Raw genomic sequence first — 16,182 nt, 5'->3', positions numbered from 1 at the left:
GTCTCCTAAGTTTTCAATTCGACATTTTCGGCATGGATGACTAAGCGATTTTGGCCATTGCGCCCCTGTTGAAGCGTCATAAAACCTTGAACTTGTACTTCCACACCTGCTTTCAGATTGTCTGCCACGCTTTCAAAGCGTGGGCCACTCAATATCACTTGTATTTGTACGTAGACGTTGCGGAGCATATCTGCTTCATAACGCTGCGATTTGTGTTCTAGCATTATCACACTGTGTGCGATGCCTGCCGGGCTTTTAAAGCGTCTGGAACGGGTTATGGTTCCTGACAACACCAAGTTATTGGTGGTCACAGATAAACTTACTCAGCGATTTCTTCAGCGTTAGCTTCATCATATGAGCGGTCGCCAGCTGGGCCACGACGTGAATCGCGCTCATCTTTAGCTTTCGCCATTGGAGATGCTTCAGTAACGGCAACTTTAGTACGCATTACCATGTTACGCAGAACTGCGTCGTTGAAACGGAAAGCAGTTTCTAGCTCTTCAATCGTCTCTGCTGGTGCTTCAACGTTCATCAGAACGTAGTGAGCTTTGTGCAGGTCTTGGATTGGGTAAGCCAGTTGACGACGGCCCCAATCTTCTAAACGGTGGATTTTGCCGTTAGCTTCGGTGATAACACCGGTGTAACGCTCAATCATACCTGGTACTTGTTCACTTTGATCTGGGTGAACCATAAATACGATTTCGTAATGACGCATTTATTGCTCCTTACGGTTATGTAGCCTCGTTATTGGCTCAGTCAGACCAAGTGGAGGCAAGGAACGAAAATAGTGACTGATTCGAGCGCGAGATAGTACAGAAAGCAGACGCGAAACTCAAGCAATAACTTTGCCTCACCTCTCAATACGGGTATGATGACGCCTCACCCCTATTCGGATATCAGACACCAGCCATTCAAGAACCCTGACTAATGTTACGAGCAATGCTAAAAGTTATCGCCCCTTTGAGTTTGTTTTGCCTATCTTTTCCGGCACTTGCGCTTGTACCTCCCGATTATCAGGAGCCGCCAAGCGATTTTACAGCAGAAGTCGAAGCCGGCTTACAGTTGAACACGGGCAATACCGAGTCGAGCAGTTTTAATGGTCGCACCCAGCTGATCTACGATGCCAAACAAACGAAACAAGAAGCCACGCTAAAAGCGTATTTTGCTTCAGAGAAAAACAAAACCACTTCAGAGAAGTACGAACTCCAACTGCAGAGCAACTATAAACTCACCAAGGGCTATATCTTTGGCCGTGGCGACTTTACCTGGGATCAGTTCGGTAGTTATACCCAAATCTCAACCCTTTCTTCGGGTTATGGTTTTAATGCCATCAGTACCTATAAGACCAAACTCAGCCTCGAAGTCGGTCCGGGTTATCGATACAACCTGCCTGCGGAATCGGTCGCGGAGCCCGATCCCGCCGCCGAAAAGGATGTGATTTTACGTACTGCGGCAAAGTTTTCGCAAAAATTGCAGGAATACACCAGCATCAATGCCGATCTCACCGCCGAGGTGGGCGAGAATAACAATACTCTCACCCTCGACATGAACTACAAGAATTTAGTATTTCAGGACTGGGCATTTAAAATCGGCATGAACATCAAGTACACCGAAGTGGTCCCCGAAGGCAGTAAGCAGACAGACACAGTCACCACCTTTAACCTGCTCTACACCTTTAGATAATCGTGATACCCAGTGGTTTGGCTGAAACTAGGTTCATCCTCTCAGCCAAATCCCATTTCAGTCGAATTGAGTGACTCATACACAAAAATGATAAGTTAGTCATTAAATCCCAACATTTTGCAACACGGAATACACACCAACTCCTGATATACTCTCCCTGCAACCATACAAGGAGTAGTTAATGGCAAACCCGCTACGCACTTTCGCCTCTTTATATAGCACGACTCTATTAACTGTGTTGGCAGGCGGTTTACTCACCACCTATTTAGGCCTACGCCTGTCGGTGATGCACGTTCCACAGCTGTGGATAGGCGGCATGATGTCGGCCTATTACGTTGGCCTAGTGGCGGGTTCTAAGATTGGCCACCGTTTGATTGCCCAAGTTGGGCATATTCGCGCCTTTGTCGCCAGTGCCGGGATAGTCGCCGCTTCCGCACTCGGCCACGCCTTAGTGGATGAGCTAGCAGTTTGGATCCTGTTAAGGCTTATCGTCGGTATGGGCATGATGTGCCAATACATGGTGCTCGAAAGCTGGCTCAATGAGCAGGCCGAAAGCAGCCAACGCGGCACTGTGTTTGCCAGCTACATGATAGTCTCGTACTTCGGTTTGATATTGGGCCAAGGTGCCATCAGCCTCTATCCTGAACTCGGCCTAGAGCCGCTGTTACTGATCGCCATCTGTTTTGCTCTGTGTATTGTTCCCATTTCCTTGACCCGCCGTATTCACCCGGCGCCACTGGTGCCCGCGCCCTTAAAAATCGCTCATTATTGGCGCAAAGCCCCGCAAGCACTGACGACTATTGCGATAGGCAGCATGATTGTCGGCTCCTTTTACGGCTTAGCACCCGCCTATGCCAGTAACTTAGGTTTACCGCCCGAGAAAGTCGCCACCTATATGACGGCCACCATTCTCGCGGGTCTGCTGGCGCAATGGCCGATGGGGAAATTATCCGACATCATGTCCCGCAGTCGACTTATCCGCATTAACTGCGTACTGCTTGGGATCTTAGCCTTAGCTATCGCCCTCACGCCTTACCATCCCACGCTCTCACTGGTGATGACGTTTCTGTTCGGTATTCTTGGCTTTACCTTCTACCCCTTGGCGACGGCACTGGCCAACTCCCGTGTCGAGCAAAGTGAAAGGGTTGGTCTGTCGGCCACCATATTACTGACCTTCGGCCTTGGCGCCAGTATCGGCCCACTTATCGCCTCAACCCTTATGCAATGGCTCGGCAATAGCATGCTTTATGGCTTTATGTCGGCCTGTACCTTAATTCTGTTTTTACGCCTGCGTTATGTTCACTCACAACAAAAGGCCGAAACTAATGTGACTCAAGACTACATCATGGCAACCGGTGACTTAGTCTCATCTCCGCTCGCGGCCGCGCTCGACCCAAGGGTTGATGTCGAATCGGTGCAGGAGCAAATGACCCCTACGCACAGCGACGATGAAGACGATTTAGGTGCCGATGCCCTCGAGGATAATGACACTGACAGCGAGCAACAGCTGACATTCGAGTTTGACGTCAATCCGGAGCCGACTTTTGTTGAGGCAGAAACGAACGATATAGAAGAGTCAGATCTCGATGCGGTGAAAACCGCTTAAGAGGGAGTTCAGTTATTCGAGACAATAAAAAAGACGGGCTAGCCCGTCTTTTTTATTGAAAGCTATCGATTAGCTACGGCGTTGACGCACGGCTTCGAATAGGCAGATGCCCGTTGCGACCGACACGTTTAAGCTAGAAACGCTCCCCACCATCGGAATCGAGACCAAGGTATCGCAACATTCACGGCTTAGGCGGCGTAAGCCTTTACCTTCGGCGCCCATCGCAATCGCCAGCGGCCCTTTAAGATCGGCTTGATATAGCTCGCAATCCGCCTCGCCCGCCGTGCCGACAATCCACACGCCCTTTTCCTGCAGATGACGCATGGTACGCGCAAGGTTAGTCACTTGGAATAAGGGCACGGTTTCGGCGGCGCCGCAGGCCACTTTGCTCACCACAGCCGTTAAGCCTACTGAGTTGTCCTTAGGCACAATAATACCTTGTACACCTGCGGCATCGGCGTTACGTAAGCAAGCACCTAGGTTATGCGGATCGGTAACACCATCTAAAATCAATAAAAACGGTAAGTCGGTTTTAGCTAACAACTCATCTAAGTCATGCTCACCAAGGATTTTAGCCGCCTTAACACGGGCAACGATACCTTGATGCTGAGTGCTTTCAGCCTTATCGTCCAATACTTTGCGTGAGGTCACTTGGATGCTAGTGCCAAAGGCTTTAGCCTGGCGGATCAGCGGCGTTAAACGCTCATCCTCACGGCCCTGCAACAGCCAAAGTTCAATAATGCGCTCAGGGCTGCGTTTTAACAGCGCTTCAACCGCGTGGATCCCAAAAATAATATCTTGTTTCTTCATTTACTTCTTTCTCGTGCTCCGCTTCGCGGCCTTTGGCTTTTTCGCCGAATTTTTTACGCTTTTCTTAGGCTTAGCGCCTGCTTTAGACTTGGACTTACTCGCCCCAGCTTTATCTGAACCTGCTTTCGATTTCGCGCCAGTCGATTTAGCCGCCTTAGCCATTTTTGCGCCTTCACGGTTTACCCGCTCACGCGCTGTCATCGGTTTTTCTCGACTCGGCGCAGACTTACGGCGACCGCCTTTTCCGCTATCGCCAAGCATGACTAAGTCAATCTGTCTATCATCCAAGTTTACCGCAGCCACTTTTACCGTGACGGGGTCACCCACTTGATAGATTTGACCCGTATGCTCACCAATCAAACGCTGACGCATAGGATCGAACTGATAATAATCGCTGCCCAAGCTAGAAATATGCACTAAGCCATCGATAAATAAGTCATTTAAGCGAACGAATAAACCAAAGTTAGTGACAGAGGCAATCACCGCCTCGAAGGTGTCACCCACATGGTCCTGCATAAATTCACATTTCAACCAGTCGCTTACATCACGCGTGGCTTCATCGGCACGGCGCTCGGTGTTCGAACATTCTTCACCTAAGAGGTCTAACTCATCGAGCTGATAATGGTAGCCACCATCGGATGTCCACTTCTCATTGGCTACGCCTTTTTCCTTCGCCAATAAATAGCGGATCACGCGGTGCAGCACTAAGTCAGGATAACGGCGAATTGGCGATGTAAAGTGCGCATATTCTTCGAGTGCTAAACCAAAGTGGCCTTCGTTATCAGGTGTGTAGATAGCTTGGCGCATTGAGCGCAGCAACATCACTTGGATAAGCTCGGCATCGGGCCTATCGGCGATTTGCAGCATCACATTCTGGTAATCCGCAGGGGTTGGCTCGAGACCGCCGCCCATGCTTAAACCACGTTCGGCCAAAAACTCTTTAAAGTTTGCCAATTTCTGCTCAGAAGGCGACTCATGCACGCGATAGAGGATTTCACCCTTGTGCTTTTTCACAAACTTAGCAGCCGATACGTTGGCCAAAATCATACATTCTTCAATGATTTTATGAGCTTGATTACGCGCTCTTGGCACAATCTTATCGATCTTGCGCTGGTCGTTAAAAATAAACTGCGTTTCTAAGGTCTCAAAGGCAATCGCACCACGCTCGGCGCGCTGTTCATCGAGCGCCAAATAAAGCGACTGCAAACATTGCAGATGCGGGAATAGCGCTTCATGCTCAGGCGCAATCGGTCCGCCTTCGAGCATGGCGGCCACTTGGGTGTAAGTGAAACGCGCATGTGAATGCATCACTGCGGGATAAAACTTATAACCAGAGAGCTTACCGCGGGCCGAAATCGTCATCTCTGCAACCATACACAGGCGGTCGACATGGGGATTGAGCGAACACAGGCCGTTAGAGATTTTCTCCGGCAGCATAGGGATCACTTGCGACGGGAAATACACCGAGTTACCACGGGCACGGGCTTCGGTATCTAAGGCCGAATCGGTACGCACGTAGTAGCTCACATCCGCAATCGCCACCCAAAGACGCCATCCGCCACTGGGTTTAACTTCGGCGTATACCGCATCGTCAAAGTCGCGGGCATCCTCGCCATCGATAGTCACTAAGGGTAGATCTCGCAGATCGACGCGGCCAACTTTATCGGCTTCGGTCACTTCATCAGGGATGCGGCGCAGTTTTTTCTCAATCACGGCCGACCAAGTGTGGGGTAAATCGTAATTACGCAGGGCAATTTCGATTTCCATTCCCGGCGCCATTTGCTTGCCGAGCACCTCAGTGACTTTACCGGCAGCTTTAACGAATCGACCCGGACGACGGGTTAATTCGACCACGACCACATCGCCTTGACGGGCGCCATTGCGATCTTCCGTGGCGATTAAGATTTCTTGGGTAATGCGCTTATCATCGGCAATCACAAATGCCATGCCGCTATCGACATGGAATCGCCCCACAATGGCGGCACTACGCGGCTGGATTAGGCGGACGATACGGGCCTCGCGGCGGCCTTTGCGATCCATACCGGCTTTTTGTGCCAACACTTTATCGCCGTGGAAATACATCAGCATGTCGCGATTTGAGATAAATAAATCGTCGCCACCTTCGTCAGGTTTAAAGAAGCCGTAACCTTCTCTGTGCCCAAGGACAGTGCCGGAAATCAGATCCATTTTTTCAGGTAAGCCATAGCTTTGACCGCGGGTAAATACCAGTTCACCGTCGCGCTCCATCGCCCGTAAACGGCGACGCAGGGCTTCTAACTGTTCTTCATCATGGATCTGCAGTGCAACAGCGATGCTGTCACGGGTAATAGGTGATTTTTGAGAACGTAAGTACTCGATAATATACTCACGACTTGGGATAGGGTTTTCGTACTTATCCTGTTCACGCTCGAAATGAGGGTCTTTGATCATTCAATATCCAATATTTCTGTCTCAATCAGTAGAGACAACTCAACGGGTTCGCAAGTGCTCTTGCTGGGCCCGCGCCACTGCACTGGCGGGCATTTTAGCGGCTAACACCTGCAGTAATGACAAGGCTTTTTTCTTGGTCGCCTCATCGGTAAATACATTGTTGTATAACCAGTTATAGGCCATTTCATAGTCCCTTGGACTACCATAACCTTCACCGTATAAACGAACCAGCATCATCCGCGCGGCTAAACTGCCGCTCGCCGCCGCTGGCAATAAATAATTGACCGCACGGTCTTTATTACGAATAACAAACTTACCATTTTGATAATATTCGGCAAGTTTCACCATGGCTTCGGGGCTGCCCTGCTCGGCCGCCTCTTGCAATAACCCCATTCCTTTGACTGCATTGGCTTTTACGCAGGTGCCATGGTTGAGCATTTCCCCCCACAGAAACTGATACAGGGGCTGCTTTAAGACTTCTGCGCGCGCTTCGATATCTTGCACTAACTGACAGTCATCTTGCTTAACTCTTGCCAGATATTTTTCGCCGCGGATCATTTCAAGTAATTGATCTTGAGAATAAATATCCACCGCCTGTGTTTCAGCAAAGCACATTGAAGATACTAAGGGCAGCAGCGCAACTAATGCAGTACGTAGCATAACGACTCTCAATGACAATAGGGTGAATACTTGCATCGGCAGTATAACCTATTTCTTGAGCTCAAGCCGAATTTCTAACCACAGAAAACAAACAGGAAGGAACAACAAAGGAAGAAAAGGCCGTGAAACACGGCCTCTAAGATTTTAGTTAAATGGGCTAACTAAAATCATCGTTTCATTACGGTCTGGACCGGTAGAAATGATGTCGATCGGCGTTTCTAACAACTCTTCAATGCGCTTGATGTAGTTGATAGCTGCTTGTGGTAACTGCTCTAAAGAGGTCGCACCGAAAGTTGACTCGCTCCAGCCTGGCATAGTTTCATAAACAGGCGTGACCTGCTCATAACCTTCAGCCGCTAATGGCGTAACCTTAGAGATAGTGCCATCTGGATGTTGGTAACCCACACAGATCTTCACTTCTTTCAGGCCATCGAGTACGTCTAACTTAGTTAAGCAGAAGCCGCTTACGCTGTTGATTTGTACTGCACGGCGCATTGCCACTGCATCTAACCAACCTGGACGACGCTTACGACCAGTAGTCGCACCAAATTCATGACCTTTAGTCCCTAAATGATCACCCACTTCACATAAGAGTTCAGTTGGGAAAGGACCTGCACCCACGCGAGTGGTGTATGCCTTCATGATACCTAAGACATAGTCTAAATGACGTGGACCAAAGCCGCTGCCTGTCGCCACACCACCTGCGGTAGTGTTTGACGAAGTCACAAACGGATAAGTACCGTGGTCGATGTCTAACAGCGTACCTTGTGCACCTTCGAACAGAATTGGTTCACCCGCTTTACGCGCGTTATCCAACAGTTCAGTTACGTCAACACACATGCTCTTCAGGTAGTCAGCTAAAGCTAACGCATCGCTCAATGTTTGCTCGTAATCTACGGCGTCAACTTTGTAGTACTCTGTCAGCATAAAGTTATGATATGCCATAACTTCTTTCAGCTTTTCAGCAAATAGTTCAGCATTGAACAGATCGCCAACACGCAGACCGCGACGGGAAATCTTGTCTTCATACGCAGGACCAATACCACGACCCGTAGTACCAATAGCTTTGTTACCGCGCGCTTTTTCGCGAGCGATGTCTAAGGCACAGTGGAATGGTAGGATCAGCGGACATGCTTCAGAGATCAGCAGACGTTCCTCTACAGGAATACCGCGCTCTTTGAGCATTTTGATCTCTTTCATCAGGGCGTCAGGTGCAAGCACCACACCGTTACCGATAATGCATTTCACATTGTCGCGTAGGATGCCTGATGGGATCAGATGAAGTACGGTTTTATCGCCATTGATCACTAGAGTGTGACCCGCGTTGTGACCGCCTTGGTAGCGAACTACATATTTTGCCTGTTCTGTTAGAAGGTCGACAATCTTACCTTTTCCTTCGTCACCCCATTGGGTGCCGAGAACAACTACGTTTTTGCCCATTGTTTGCTGCAAGGTTGTGGTTAAAAAAGAATTCTAACAGATTTTAAACCGCAAGTGGTAAGGCATTTATGAAAAAATAATCAAAATGACCAGCCCTGCGGTGACTAAAGAACCGCCTATTCGGCGTAAAACTTGCTGATTTTGATGGGAAAGCTCGTTTAAATATCGGCGCCATTTATTGGGGAATAACAAAGGCCCCACACCCTCTAAAATCAACACCAATGCCACGGCCAGCATAAATAACTGTAAGCTCATCTTCCCCTCTCTTCGAACTGTCAGCAAAAAACACTTTCATTAACGCGAGCATAGCCAATTTTAGGCAATAAAAAACCCAGCATAAGCTGGGTTTTTTGAGATTCCAAAACGTATTAACGCTTAGAGAATTGTGGCTTACGACGTGCTTTACGTAGACCCACTTTCTTACGCTCAACTTTACGAGCGTCACGGGTTACGAAACCAGCAGAACGTAATGATGGACGCAGAGCTTCATCTAATTGCATCAGAGCACGAGTGATACCGTGACGGATTGCACCTGCTTGGCCAGTGATACCACCGCCCTTAACAGTTACATAGATGTCCAGCTTGTCAGTCATTTCAACTAGTTCTAATGGTTGACGAACAACCATACGAGCAGTTTCACGACCAAAGTATTGGTCCAAAGGACGTTGATTTACAACGATGTTGCCACTACCAGCTTTAGCGAATACGCGTGCTGTAGAGGTTTTGCGACGGCCAGTGCCGTAGTACTGAGTTGCAGCCATTTGCTTAATCCCGTTTAGATATCAAGAACTTGAGGTTGTTGTGCAGCGTGGTTATGTTCTGCGCCAGCGTAAACTTTCAGTTTACGGAACATGGCACGGCCCAGAGGACCTTTTGGTAACATACCCTTAACTGCTTTCTCGATGATCATTTCTGGCTTGTGAGCTTGCAGCTTTTCAAAGCTGATTTGCTTGATGCCACCAGGGAAGCCTGAGTGCGAGTAGTACGTCTTGCCTTGCGCTTTGTTACCAGTAACAGTAACTTTCTCAGCGTTGATAACGATGATGTAATCACCAGTGTCAACGTGAGGAGTGTATTCTGGCTTGTGCTTACCGCGTAAACGCAGAGCGATTTCGGTAGCGATACGACCTAAAGTTTTGCCGTCAGCATCAACGACGAACCAGTCACGAGTTACAGTTTCTGGTGTAGCAGTAAAAGTCTTCATTATTACAAAAACCCAAAGTTAATTTCTGTCTCACATGTTGCCTACAATGGTAAACAACACAAAATTGCCTTTCAGTACCCCTTCGAGTACTTAACTCGGCGTACAACTTCCACCTAATTTGGTGGAGTAACGTGGGCAGGTGGCGGATTATAGACAAACGTGAGCTAAAAATCACCTGATATTTTGACAAAAATCATAAAAAATCGATCTGTGAGGCTGATTTTCACTGGGATGGATGAGCCACAGGAGGTTTGCCTAAAAAACGCGCTAACCTCCAATGATTGGCACTCGCTAACCTAAGGTAAATGCTCTGATTTTAAGTAATCGTGGGATTGCATTTCGACTAAGCGAGAGCGACAGCGTCTAAATTCAAAACTCAATAAACCATCGGCGTAAATCTCTTCCAGCGGCACCTGCGCGGAAACGATCAACTTAACGTTACGCTCGTAAAACTCATCCACCATGGCTAAAAAACGTCTGGCGATATCATCACCCGTTAAAAACGCGCCCATTTGCTCGATGCCACTCACCAACACGGTATGATAAATCCGCGCCAGCTCCATATAATCCCGCTGACTACGAGGCCCATCGCATAAGGCCCTGAAATCCGCGAGCAACACACCTTGCGCCTGTTGACGTATGCTGATTGCCCGCCCTTCGATTTCAATCGCATCGGTTGAAATTTCGGCCTCGGGGGCTAACTGGCGGAAATAACGCAGCAGGTTGGTGTCGGCCTCTTCATCGAGTGGATGGTGATAAATCTCGGCCTGCTCAAGTGTGCGTAGACGATAGTCGATGCCCGAATCCACATTAAGTACTTCACAATGCTGATTAATCAAGGCGATCGCGGGAAGGAATCGTGCCCGTTGCAACCCGTTTTTATACAAATCATCGGGAATGATGTTTGAAGTAGCGACTAAGACCACGCCTTCTTTAAAGAGGGCTTGGAATAAGGTGCCAAGTAGCATGGCATCTGTGATATCAGAGACAAAAAACTCATCAAAACAAATGACTCGGTATTTCGCCGCCATTTGTTTGGCAATCACTAATAAAGGATCGCGAGTGCCTTTGAGCGCATCCAGATCCAAATGTAGTTGATGCATAAAACGGTGAAAGTGCGCCCTTAGTTTTTGATTACCTGGCAGCGCATCAAAAAAAGTGTCCATAAGATAGGTTTTGCCGCGACCGACACCACCCCAGAGATACAATCCCTTAGGCGCGACAGGTGCAGACTTGAGGCCAAAGGAGGTCAATAACTTGCCTAAAAGTGAGCCTGGTGCTTCGGCAGCGGTTAAATCTTCGTAGACGCGTTGCAGTGCCTTTACGGCCATTTCCTGCGCGGGATCATGGGAAAAACCATCACGAGTAAGATCTTTTTGGTAATGCTGCCAAGGGCTTAACTGGGGCACGTTATAATTCTCTTTTATCCTTTGGAAAAACTGCGTCGATATTACCACGGCCACTCTGATGCGGCATATATTTATCCCCTAACAAGCTAAAGGACGCTGGATTCCATATTTCGGCACTCGGCGGCAACAAAGCAAGATTGAGCGTGAAAGGATAAAAACTTATTTATAAAACGCTATGCTGTTAACTTATTTCATTCGATGATTGAAACATTTTAAGACTTGAAAAAGACCTTAAAAGCCCACAGGTTTCACTTAAGTTACACTCAATAAAATGCTGATAAAATAGCCGTTAAGAAATTAACCTTTGTTAATATTGATGAACTTTTTCAATGAGGTGCGTGTCCGAATGGTTACCTAGGCAAATAGCCGGTAACGATACAGATTCGATCTGGTGCGGACACAACTCACGACGCATTACATCCAGATCCTTGATCCCTTATTTGGAGTTATGAATAGATGAAAACGAAACTATCTGTACTTTCAGCCGCAATGTTAGCCGCAACTCTGACAATGATGCCCGCTGTCTCACAGGCCGCTATTCCGCAATCTGTTGAGGGTCAATCCATTCCAAGTCTTGCGCCTATGTTAGAGCGCACGACCCCCGCCGTGGTTTCAGTCGCGGTTTCTGGCACACACGTCTCCAAACAACGTGTACCCGATGTGTTCCGTTATTTCTTCGGCCCCAATGCACCGCAGGAACAAGTGCAAGAGCGTCCTTTTAGAGGCTTAGGCTCAGGCGTGATTATCGACGCGGATAAAGGTTATATCGTCACCAACAACCATGTGATCGATGGTGCCGATGATATCCAAGTCGGCCTGCACGATGGCCGTGAAGTCAAAGCCAAGCTGATTGGTACCGACTCAGAGTCAGATATTGCCTTGCTGCAAATTGAAGCGAAAAACCTGATTGCAATCAAAACCTCTGATTCTGATGAACTGCGCGTGGGTGACTTTGCCGTTGCCATCGGTAACCCCTTTGGTTTAGGCCAAACCGTCACCTCTGGGATCGTCAGCGCCCTAGGTCGCAGCGGTTTGGGCATTGAAATGCTTGAAAACTTTATCCAAACCGATGCAGCGATTAACAGCGGTAACTCGGGTGGCGCGCTAGTCAACCTTAAAGGTGAGCTGATTGGTATTAACACCGCGATCGTAGCCCCAGGCGGCGGTAACGTGGGTATCGGTTTTGCGATCCCCGCCAATATGGTGAAAAACCTCGTGGCACAGATTGCCGAGCACGGTGAAGTTCGCCGTGGCGTACTGGGGATTTCGGGCCGCGACCTAGATAGCCAACTCGCCCAAGGCTTTGGCTTAGATACCCAGCACGGTGGTTTTGTGAATGAAGTCACCGCGGGCAGCGCCGCCGAAAAAGCAGGCATCAAGGCAGGTGATATTATCGTCAGTGTCGACGGCCGTGCGATTAAATCGTTCCAAGAGCTGCGGGCGAAAGTCGCGACTATGGGCGCGGGTGCCAAGGTTGAACTGGGACTTATCCGCGATGGCGATAAGAAAACCGTGAATGTCACCTTAGGTGAAGCAAGCCAAACCACTGAAAAAGCTGCGGGTGCAGTACACCCCATGCTACAAGGTGCCTCGCTAGAAAACGCTTCGAAAGGGGTGGAAATTACTGAGGTGGCCCAAGGCTCACCTGCGGCAATGAGCGGCTTACAAAAAGGCGATGTGATTGTCGGCATTAACCGTTCGGCGGTGAAAGATCTGAAATCACTCAAGGAGCAGCTCAAAGATCAAGAAGGCGCTGTTGCCCTGAAGATCCTCCGTGGTAAGAGCTTGTTGTACTTAGTGCTGCGTTAATCGGTACGCCGCGCTGATCTTTATCCCATTATCAGATGCGGATCAGCATAGGGAACGCGGGTTCCCTATGCTTTAACTTGTTAAACATGTTAATCTAACTCACCTTTTTCAATACTTAGCCTGCCATGACAATAAAAGAAACCCTGTTATATCTCGGTAAAGCCGTGCTCTTCGGCCTTATCATGGCGGCCATGTTTTTGTTAGTTACACACTACTTCGACAATAAGAATCTCGGCAGCTCGTTACTGCAAAACCGTGGTAACAACACAGTCGAACTCTCCTTTGCTAAGGCCGTACGCCGCGCCGCCCCTGCCGTAGTCAATATTTATAGCTTAAGTATCGATCAGAGCCGTCCGCTGAACTCTGGTTCCCTCCAAGGCCTAGGCTCTGGGGTGATCATGAGTAAAGAAGGCTATATTCTCACGAATTATCATGTGATTAAAAAAGCCGATGAGATTGTGGTGGCCCTGCAGGATGGCCGCAAATTCACCTCGGAAGTCGTAGGTTTTGATCCCGAAACCGATCTTTCAGTGCTTAAGATCGAAGGTGATAATCTTCCTACTGTGCCCGTCAATCTCGACAGCCCGCCGCAGGTTGGGGATGTAGTATTAGCGATTGGTAACCCCTATAACCTCGGCCAAACCATAACCCAAGGTATTATCAGCGCCACGGGTCGTAACGGCTTAAGTTCTGGTTATTTAGACTTTTTACAGACAGATGCTGCAATTAATGCCGGTAACTCTGGCGGCGCCTTAATCGACACTAACGGTAGCCTGATTGGTATCAACACCGCCGCCTTCCAAGTGGGCGGCGAAGGTGGCGGCCACGGCATTAACTTCGCGATCCCGATTAAATTGGCCCACAGCATTATGGGTAAACTGATTAAAAATGGTCGGGTGATCCGTGGTGCCTTAGGGATCTCTGGCGAGCCGATTAATCCCGTTGTTGCGCAAATCCTCAACCTGCCCGATTTACGCGGCGTATTAGTCACTGGTGTCGATCCTAATGGCCCCGCAGCACGGGCGCAGCTACAACCAAGGGATGTGATCATCAAATACGATGGTGAGGATGTACCAGGGGTCGAAATGCTAATGGATAGAATTGCCGAAACCACACCCGGCAAGAAAATCATGATGACGGTTATCCGCCAAGGCAAAGAGCAAGTACTGCCCGTGATTATCGATGAAAAGGTCGTCGTCGATAATTAAGCTCAGTAAGCTACCTTGATAAATCTCAGAATGAGGCATGTATAAAACCTCATTCTGAGCCATCCCAAAACCACTTATTACCTTATCCCTCAAATGGCAGAGCTATTTATCTTGCACTGTGATTTTTCACTGACTTTGCTCAAACAGTGAGTATCTGTTGCTGCGGCTATAGTTATCGCTTTTAGAGGTTTGGTCTCTTGATAAAACAAGTGGCAGAACCACTCGCAAGTAACTTACCTTCACTGTTTCGAATCGTGCCTTCGGCAATACCCAACGAGCGAGAAATATGTGTCACTTTCGCTTCAGCAATAAGCTGCTCATTCATGGGAACTGGTCTCATCATTTTAACGGCTAAATCCACAGTTCCGTAGCTAACACCAGCTTCTAGCAGGCTATGTACGGCGCATCCAGTGACAGAATCCAATATCGTTGCAGCAAACCCTCCGTGTACCCCTCCCATAGGATTACAATGTTGCTCTGTTGCACGGCAACCCAATACAACCGCTCCAGGGCTTACTTGAAGATTAAACATACCCATAGTGTCAAAAATCGTTGGAGGTGGTATGTCGCCGTTGATGATTGCGCTTAAATGCTCCAATCCGCTGAGATGAGAGATATTCAATTTTAATCCTTTAAATTATTTATGTTTAGTAAATTAACGAGTAACAGTACGAAGCGAATTTTTATAAAGCAGCAAAATGTAACCGATCAATATGAATCCCATTATTGCTTCTAAAGCGATAAACAAATGAATTTTGACGGCAATACTTTCTAGCGGAGCGAACTTGTAGTGTCCAAGCGTAAGCATGTTGCATGCCCCGTAAGCGATAAGAAGCAGTGCGCCTATATTATGGTGCCCTTTTTTAATCGCGTAGAATCCTAACGGCGCCAGAGGTGTCATAACAAACCAAAAGAGGTCAACAAGCTTAGGATTTAACCAGTTTGGCTCAGGGTAATGAGCGAAAAAGAGGATGTTGTCGACGTAATGTAAAACACTGCTAAAGAACGTAGCGATCAGTATCCATTTAAGGGGAATTAACCAAGGTCTCGATGTACTCATATAGCTTTATTTTCCTTATTAATCGCCGTGAACCAATCTAAACTTGCTTGCCATAAAGGAATCGCGTTTTTACGAAAGTACCCCATATGGCCAATCTTGCCCCCTAAGAGCTTTGGTGATAAATCAAGACAAGTTAATGGCGCATTACTGTAGTGCTGAATAAAAGCATCTCGCGATTCAGGCATAGCCCAAAGATCATCTAGCGCATTGGCTGCAACCATAGGGGTCTGTACCGATTGGAAGAGTTTTTCAATTCCATCCATGGTGGGATCATCAAAAAAGTAATGACGAAAACGACACCAGTACCGCCATTGTTTAAACACGTTTTTTGGCAGATCTTCGCCCATTCCTAATAGGTTCCAAGCGCAGTATCCCTTCCACCACGTTAGGATCGGCAGAACGATATTCCACATCGTTAATACTTTAGCTTGTTCAAACAAGGGCATATAACCATGCCAACCCGCGCCTGTACCAAATATATAAGCACCTGTGACTTTTTGATGATTTGGCAGTAAACCAAATGCATGACCACCATAGGAATGGCCAACAATAAAGAGTGGGGCGTCATCTTTACTCATAAACTGAACCGCGGCAGCAAGATCTTGTTTACCCCAGTCGAGAAGGTTCATTTCAAAACCCTCTAGCGTTTCAGGTTTGGATTGCCCTATTCCTCGGTAATCAAAGGTTAATGTTTCAAATCCTTGTTCACTTGCAAATTGAGCAAAGCGGCGATAAAACGCCTGCGGCACACCAGTCGCCCCCGCAACAATGACTCGACCTTGAATAGCTTTTTCTGTGCAAAACAGCTGACCACGGAGTAAATAACGATCTTCCGTGTAAAACGATGTTGAGATCATAGTGCT

17 protein-coding genes are annotated in these 16,182 nt (G+C 48.0%); 4 read left to right on the top strand and 13 right to left on the bottom strand.

From position 1 onward, the window contains the following. Window positions 1–5 precede the first annotated feature (5 nt). Together priB and rpsF are read right to left on the bottom strand one after the other, a co-directional pair. The gene (gene priB, locus K0H59_RS03545) at window positions 6–311 is read right to left on the bottom strand and encodes a primosomal replication protein N (RefSeq protein ID WP_011073673.1); all 306 of its coding nucleotides are present in this window, start codon (window positions 309–311) and stop codon (window positions 6–8) included. 8 nt (window positions 312–319) lie between these two features. After that, window positions 320–715 carry a 30S ribosomal protein S6 gene (rpsF, locus tag K0H59_RS03540; protein ID WP_011623998.1) on the bottom strand — a complete coding sequence of 132 codons (396 nt, stop codon included), beginning with the start codon at window positions 713–715 and terminating at the stop codon, window positions 320–322. A 224-nt stretch (window positions 716–939) separates the two neighbouring features. Between rpsF and K0H59_RS03535 the strand changes: the two genes are divergently transcribed. Beyond that, window positions 940–1,683, top strand: a complete 744-nt coding sequence (locus K0H59_RS03535) for a YdiY family protein (protein ID WP_220055548.1) — start codon at window positions 940–942, stop codon at window positions 1,681–1,683. Between the two features lie 181 nt (window positions 1,684–1,864). Next, window positions 1,865–3,289 (top strand): MFS transporter, encoded by a 1,425-nt coding sequence (locus K0H59_RS03530; protein WP_220054681.1) that lies wholly within the window; start codon window positions 1,865–1,867, stop codon window positions 3,287–3,289. Window positions 3,290–3,358: 69 nt separating this feature from the next. On the opposite strand, the gene rlmB is transcribed toward K0H59_RS03530, so the two are convergent. From rlmB to zapE, 8 genes are all read right to left on the bottom strand, one after another. Continuing rightward, on the bottom strand, window positions 3,359–4,099 hold the full coding sequence (gene rlmB, locus K0H59_RS03525; protein WP_220054680.1) for a 23S rRNA (guanosine(2251)-2'-O)-methyltransferase RlmB: 741 nt from the start codon (window positions 4,097–4,099) through the stop codon (window positions 3,359–3,361). Beyond that, entirely contained in the window at window positions 4,100–6,529 is a 2,430-nt protein-coding gene (gene rnr, locus K0H59_RS03520; protein WP_220054679.1) for a ribonuclease R, read from the bottom strand. A gap of 39 nt (window positions 6,530–6,568) precedes the next feature. Then, window positions 6,569–7,225, bottom strand: coding sequence for a flagellar protein MotX (motX, locus tag K0H59_RS03515; protein ID WP_011715863.1), 657 nt, complete (start codon window positions 7,223–7,225; stop codon window positions 6,569–6,571). A 108-nt stretch (window positions 7,226–7,333) separates the two neighbouring features. Beyond that, window positions 7,334–8,629 (bottom strand): adenylosuccinate synthase, encoded by a 1,296-nt coding sequence (locus K0H59_RS03510; protein ID WP_086901986.1) that lies wholly within the window; start codon window positions 8,627–8,629, stop codon window positions 7,334–7,336. Window positions 8,630–8,695: 66 nt separating this feature from the next. Next, window positions 8,696–8,884 carry a DUF2065 domain-containing protein gene (locus tag K0H59_RS03505; RefSeq protein ID WP_011715861.1) on the bottom strand — a complete coding sequence of 63 codons (189 nt, stop codon included), beginning with the start codon at window positions 8,882–8,884 and terminating at the stop codon, window positions 8,696–8,698. Window positions 8,885–8,997: 113 nt separating this feature from the next. Beyond that, a complete protein-coding gene (rpsI, locus tag K0H59_RS03500; RefSeq protein ID WP_006083052.1) occupies window positions 8,998–9,390 on the bottom strand; it encodes a 30S ribosomal protein S9 in 393 nt (130 codons plus the stop codon). Window positions 9,391–9,404: 14 nt separating this feature from the next. Beyond that, window positions 9,405–9,833 (bottom strand): 50S ribosomal protein L13, encoded by a 429-nt coding sequence (gene rplM / locus K0H59_RS03495; protein ID WP_011073682.1) that lies wholly within the window; start codon window positions 9,831–9,833, stop codon window positions 9,405–9,407. 296 nt (window positions 9,834–10,129) lie between these two features. Then, a complete protein-coding gene (gene zapE / locus K0H59_RS03490) occupies window positions 10,130–11,242 on the bottom strand; it encodes a cell division protein ZapE (protein WP_220054678.1) in 1,113 nt (370 codons plus the stop codon). Between the two features lie 456 nt (window positions 11,243–11,698). Here zapE and degQ point away from each other — a divergent pair, with 456 nt between their 5' ends. Both degQ and degS read left to right on the top strand, forming a co-directional pair. Then, complete coding sequence (gene degQ / locus K0H59_RS03485; protein ID WP_220054677.1) at window positions 11,699–13,051, top strand: Do family serine endopeptidase DegQ; 1,353 nt, start codon at window positions 11,699–11,701, stop codon at window positions 13,049–13,051. 125 nt (window positions 13,052–13,176) lie between these two features. Continuing rightward, the gene (gene degS / locus K0H59_RS03480) at window positions 13,177–14,259 is read left to right on the top strand and encodes an outer membrane-stress sensor serine endopeptidase DegS (protein WP_011625166.1); all 1,083 of its coding nucleotides are present in this window, start codon (window positions 13,177–13,179) and stop codon (window positions 14,257–14,259) included. Window positions 14,260–14,440: 181 nt separating this feature from the next. On the opposite strand, the gene K0H59_RS03475 is transcribed toward degS, so the two are convergent. The 3 genes from K0H59_RS03475 to K0H59_RS03465 are packed head-to-tail and all read right to left on the bottom strand — an operon-like array spanning window position 14,441 to window position 16,176. Then, a complete protein-coding gene (locus K0H59_RS03475) occupies window positions 14,441–14,881 on the bottom strand; it encodes a PaaI family thioesterase (RefSeq protein ID WP_220054676.1) in 441 nt (146 codons plus the stop codon). 33 nt (window positions 14,882–14,914) lie between these two features. Continuing rightward, complete coding sequence (locus K0H59_RS03470; RefSeq protein WP_220054675.1) at window positions 14,915–15,319, bottom strand: hypothetical protein; 405 nt, start codon at window positions 15,317–15,319, stop codon at window positions 14,915–14,917. Further along, the gene (locus K0H59_RS03465) at window positions 15,316–16,176 is read right to left on the bottom strand and encodes an alpha/beta fold hydrolase (protein WP_220054674.1); all 861 of its coding nucleotides are present in this window, start codon (window positions 16,174–16,176) and stop codon (window positions 15,316–15,318) included. The genes K0H59_RS03470 and K0H59_RS03465 overlap by 4 nt, the downstream gene beginning before the upstream one ends. Between the last annotated feature and the right edge of the window lie 6 nt (window positions 16,177–16,182).

The sequence above is a fragment of the Shewanella sp. FJAT-51649 genome, assembly GCF_019457435.1.
Taxonomy (GTDB): Bacteria; Pseudomonadota; Gammaproteobacteria; order Enterobacterales; family Shewanellaceae; genus Shewanella; species Shewanella mangrovisoli.
This window is presented reverse-complemented; position numbering and strand designations above follow the sequence as displayed.

Bases quoted from the DNA above. Each gene is read 5' to 3' on its own strand.
- rpsI (WP_006083052.1), bottom strand. From the start codon at position 9,390: ATGGCTGCAACTCAGTACTACGGCACTGGCCGTCGCAAAACCTCTACA.
- K0H59_RS03510 (WP_086901986.1), bottom strand. From the start codon at position 8,629: ATGGGCAAAAACGTAGTTGTTCTCGGCACCCAATGGGGTGACGAAGGA.
- K0H59_RS03465 (WP_220054674.1), bottom strand. From the start codon at position 16,176: ATGATCTCAACATCGTTTTACACGGAAGATCGTTATTTACTCCGTGGT.
- K0H59_RS03535 (WP_220055548.1), top strand. From the start codon at position 940: ATGCTAAAAGTTATCGCCCCTTTGAGTTTGTTTTGCCTATCTTTTCCG.
- degQ (WP_220054677.1), top strand. From the start codon at position 11,699: ATGAAAACGAAACTATCTGTACTTTCAGCCGCAATGTTAGCCGCAACT.
- motX (WP_011715863.1), bottom strand. From the start codon at position 7,225: ATGCAAGTATTCACCCTATTGTCATTGAGAGTCGTTATGCTACGTACT.
- K0H59_RS03530 (WP_220054681.1), top strand. From the start codon at position 1,865: ATGGCAAACCCGCTACGCACTTTCGCCTCTTTATATAGCACGACTCTA.
- K0H59_RS03505 (WP_011715861.1), bottom strand. From the start codon at position 8,884: ATGAGCTTACAGTTATTTATGCTGGCCGTGGCATTGGTGTTGATTTTA.
- rnr (WP_220054679.1), bottom strand. From the start codon at position 6,529: ATGATCAAAGACCCTCATTTCGAGCGTGAACAGGATAAGTACGAAAAC.
- degS (WP_011625166.1), top strand. From the start codon at position 13,177: ATGACAATAAAAGAAACCCTGTTATATCTCGGTAAAGCCGTGCTCTTC.
- rpsF (WP_011623998.1), bottom strand. From the start codon at position 715: ATGCGTCATTACGAAATCGTATTTATGGTTCACCCAGATCAAAGTGAA.
- rplM (WP_011073682.1), bottom strand. From the start codon at position 9,833: ATGAAGACTTTTACTGCTACACCAGAAACTGTAACTCGTGACTGGTTC.
- rlmB (WP_220054680.1), bottom strand. From the start codon at position 4,099: ATGAAGAAACAAGATATTATTTTTGGGATCCACGCGGTTGAAGCGCTG.
- K0H59_RS03470 (WP_220054675.1), bottom strand. From the start codon at position 15,319: ATGAGTACATCGAGACCTTGGTTAATTCCCCTTAAATGGATACTGATC.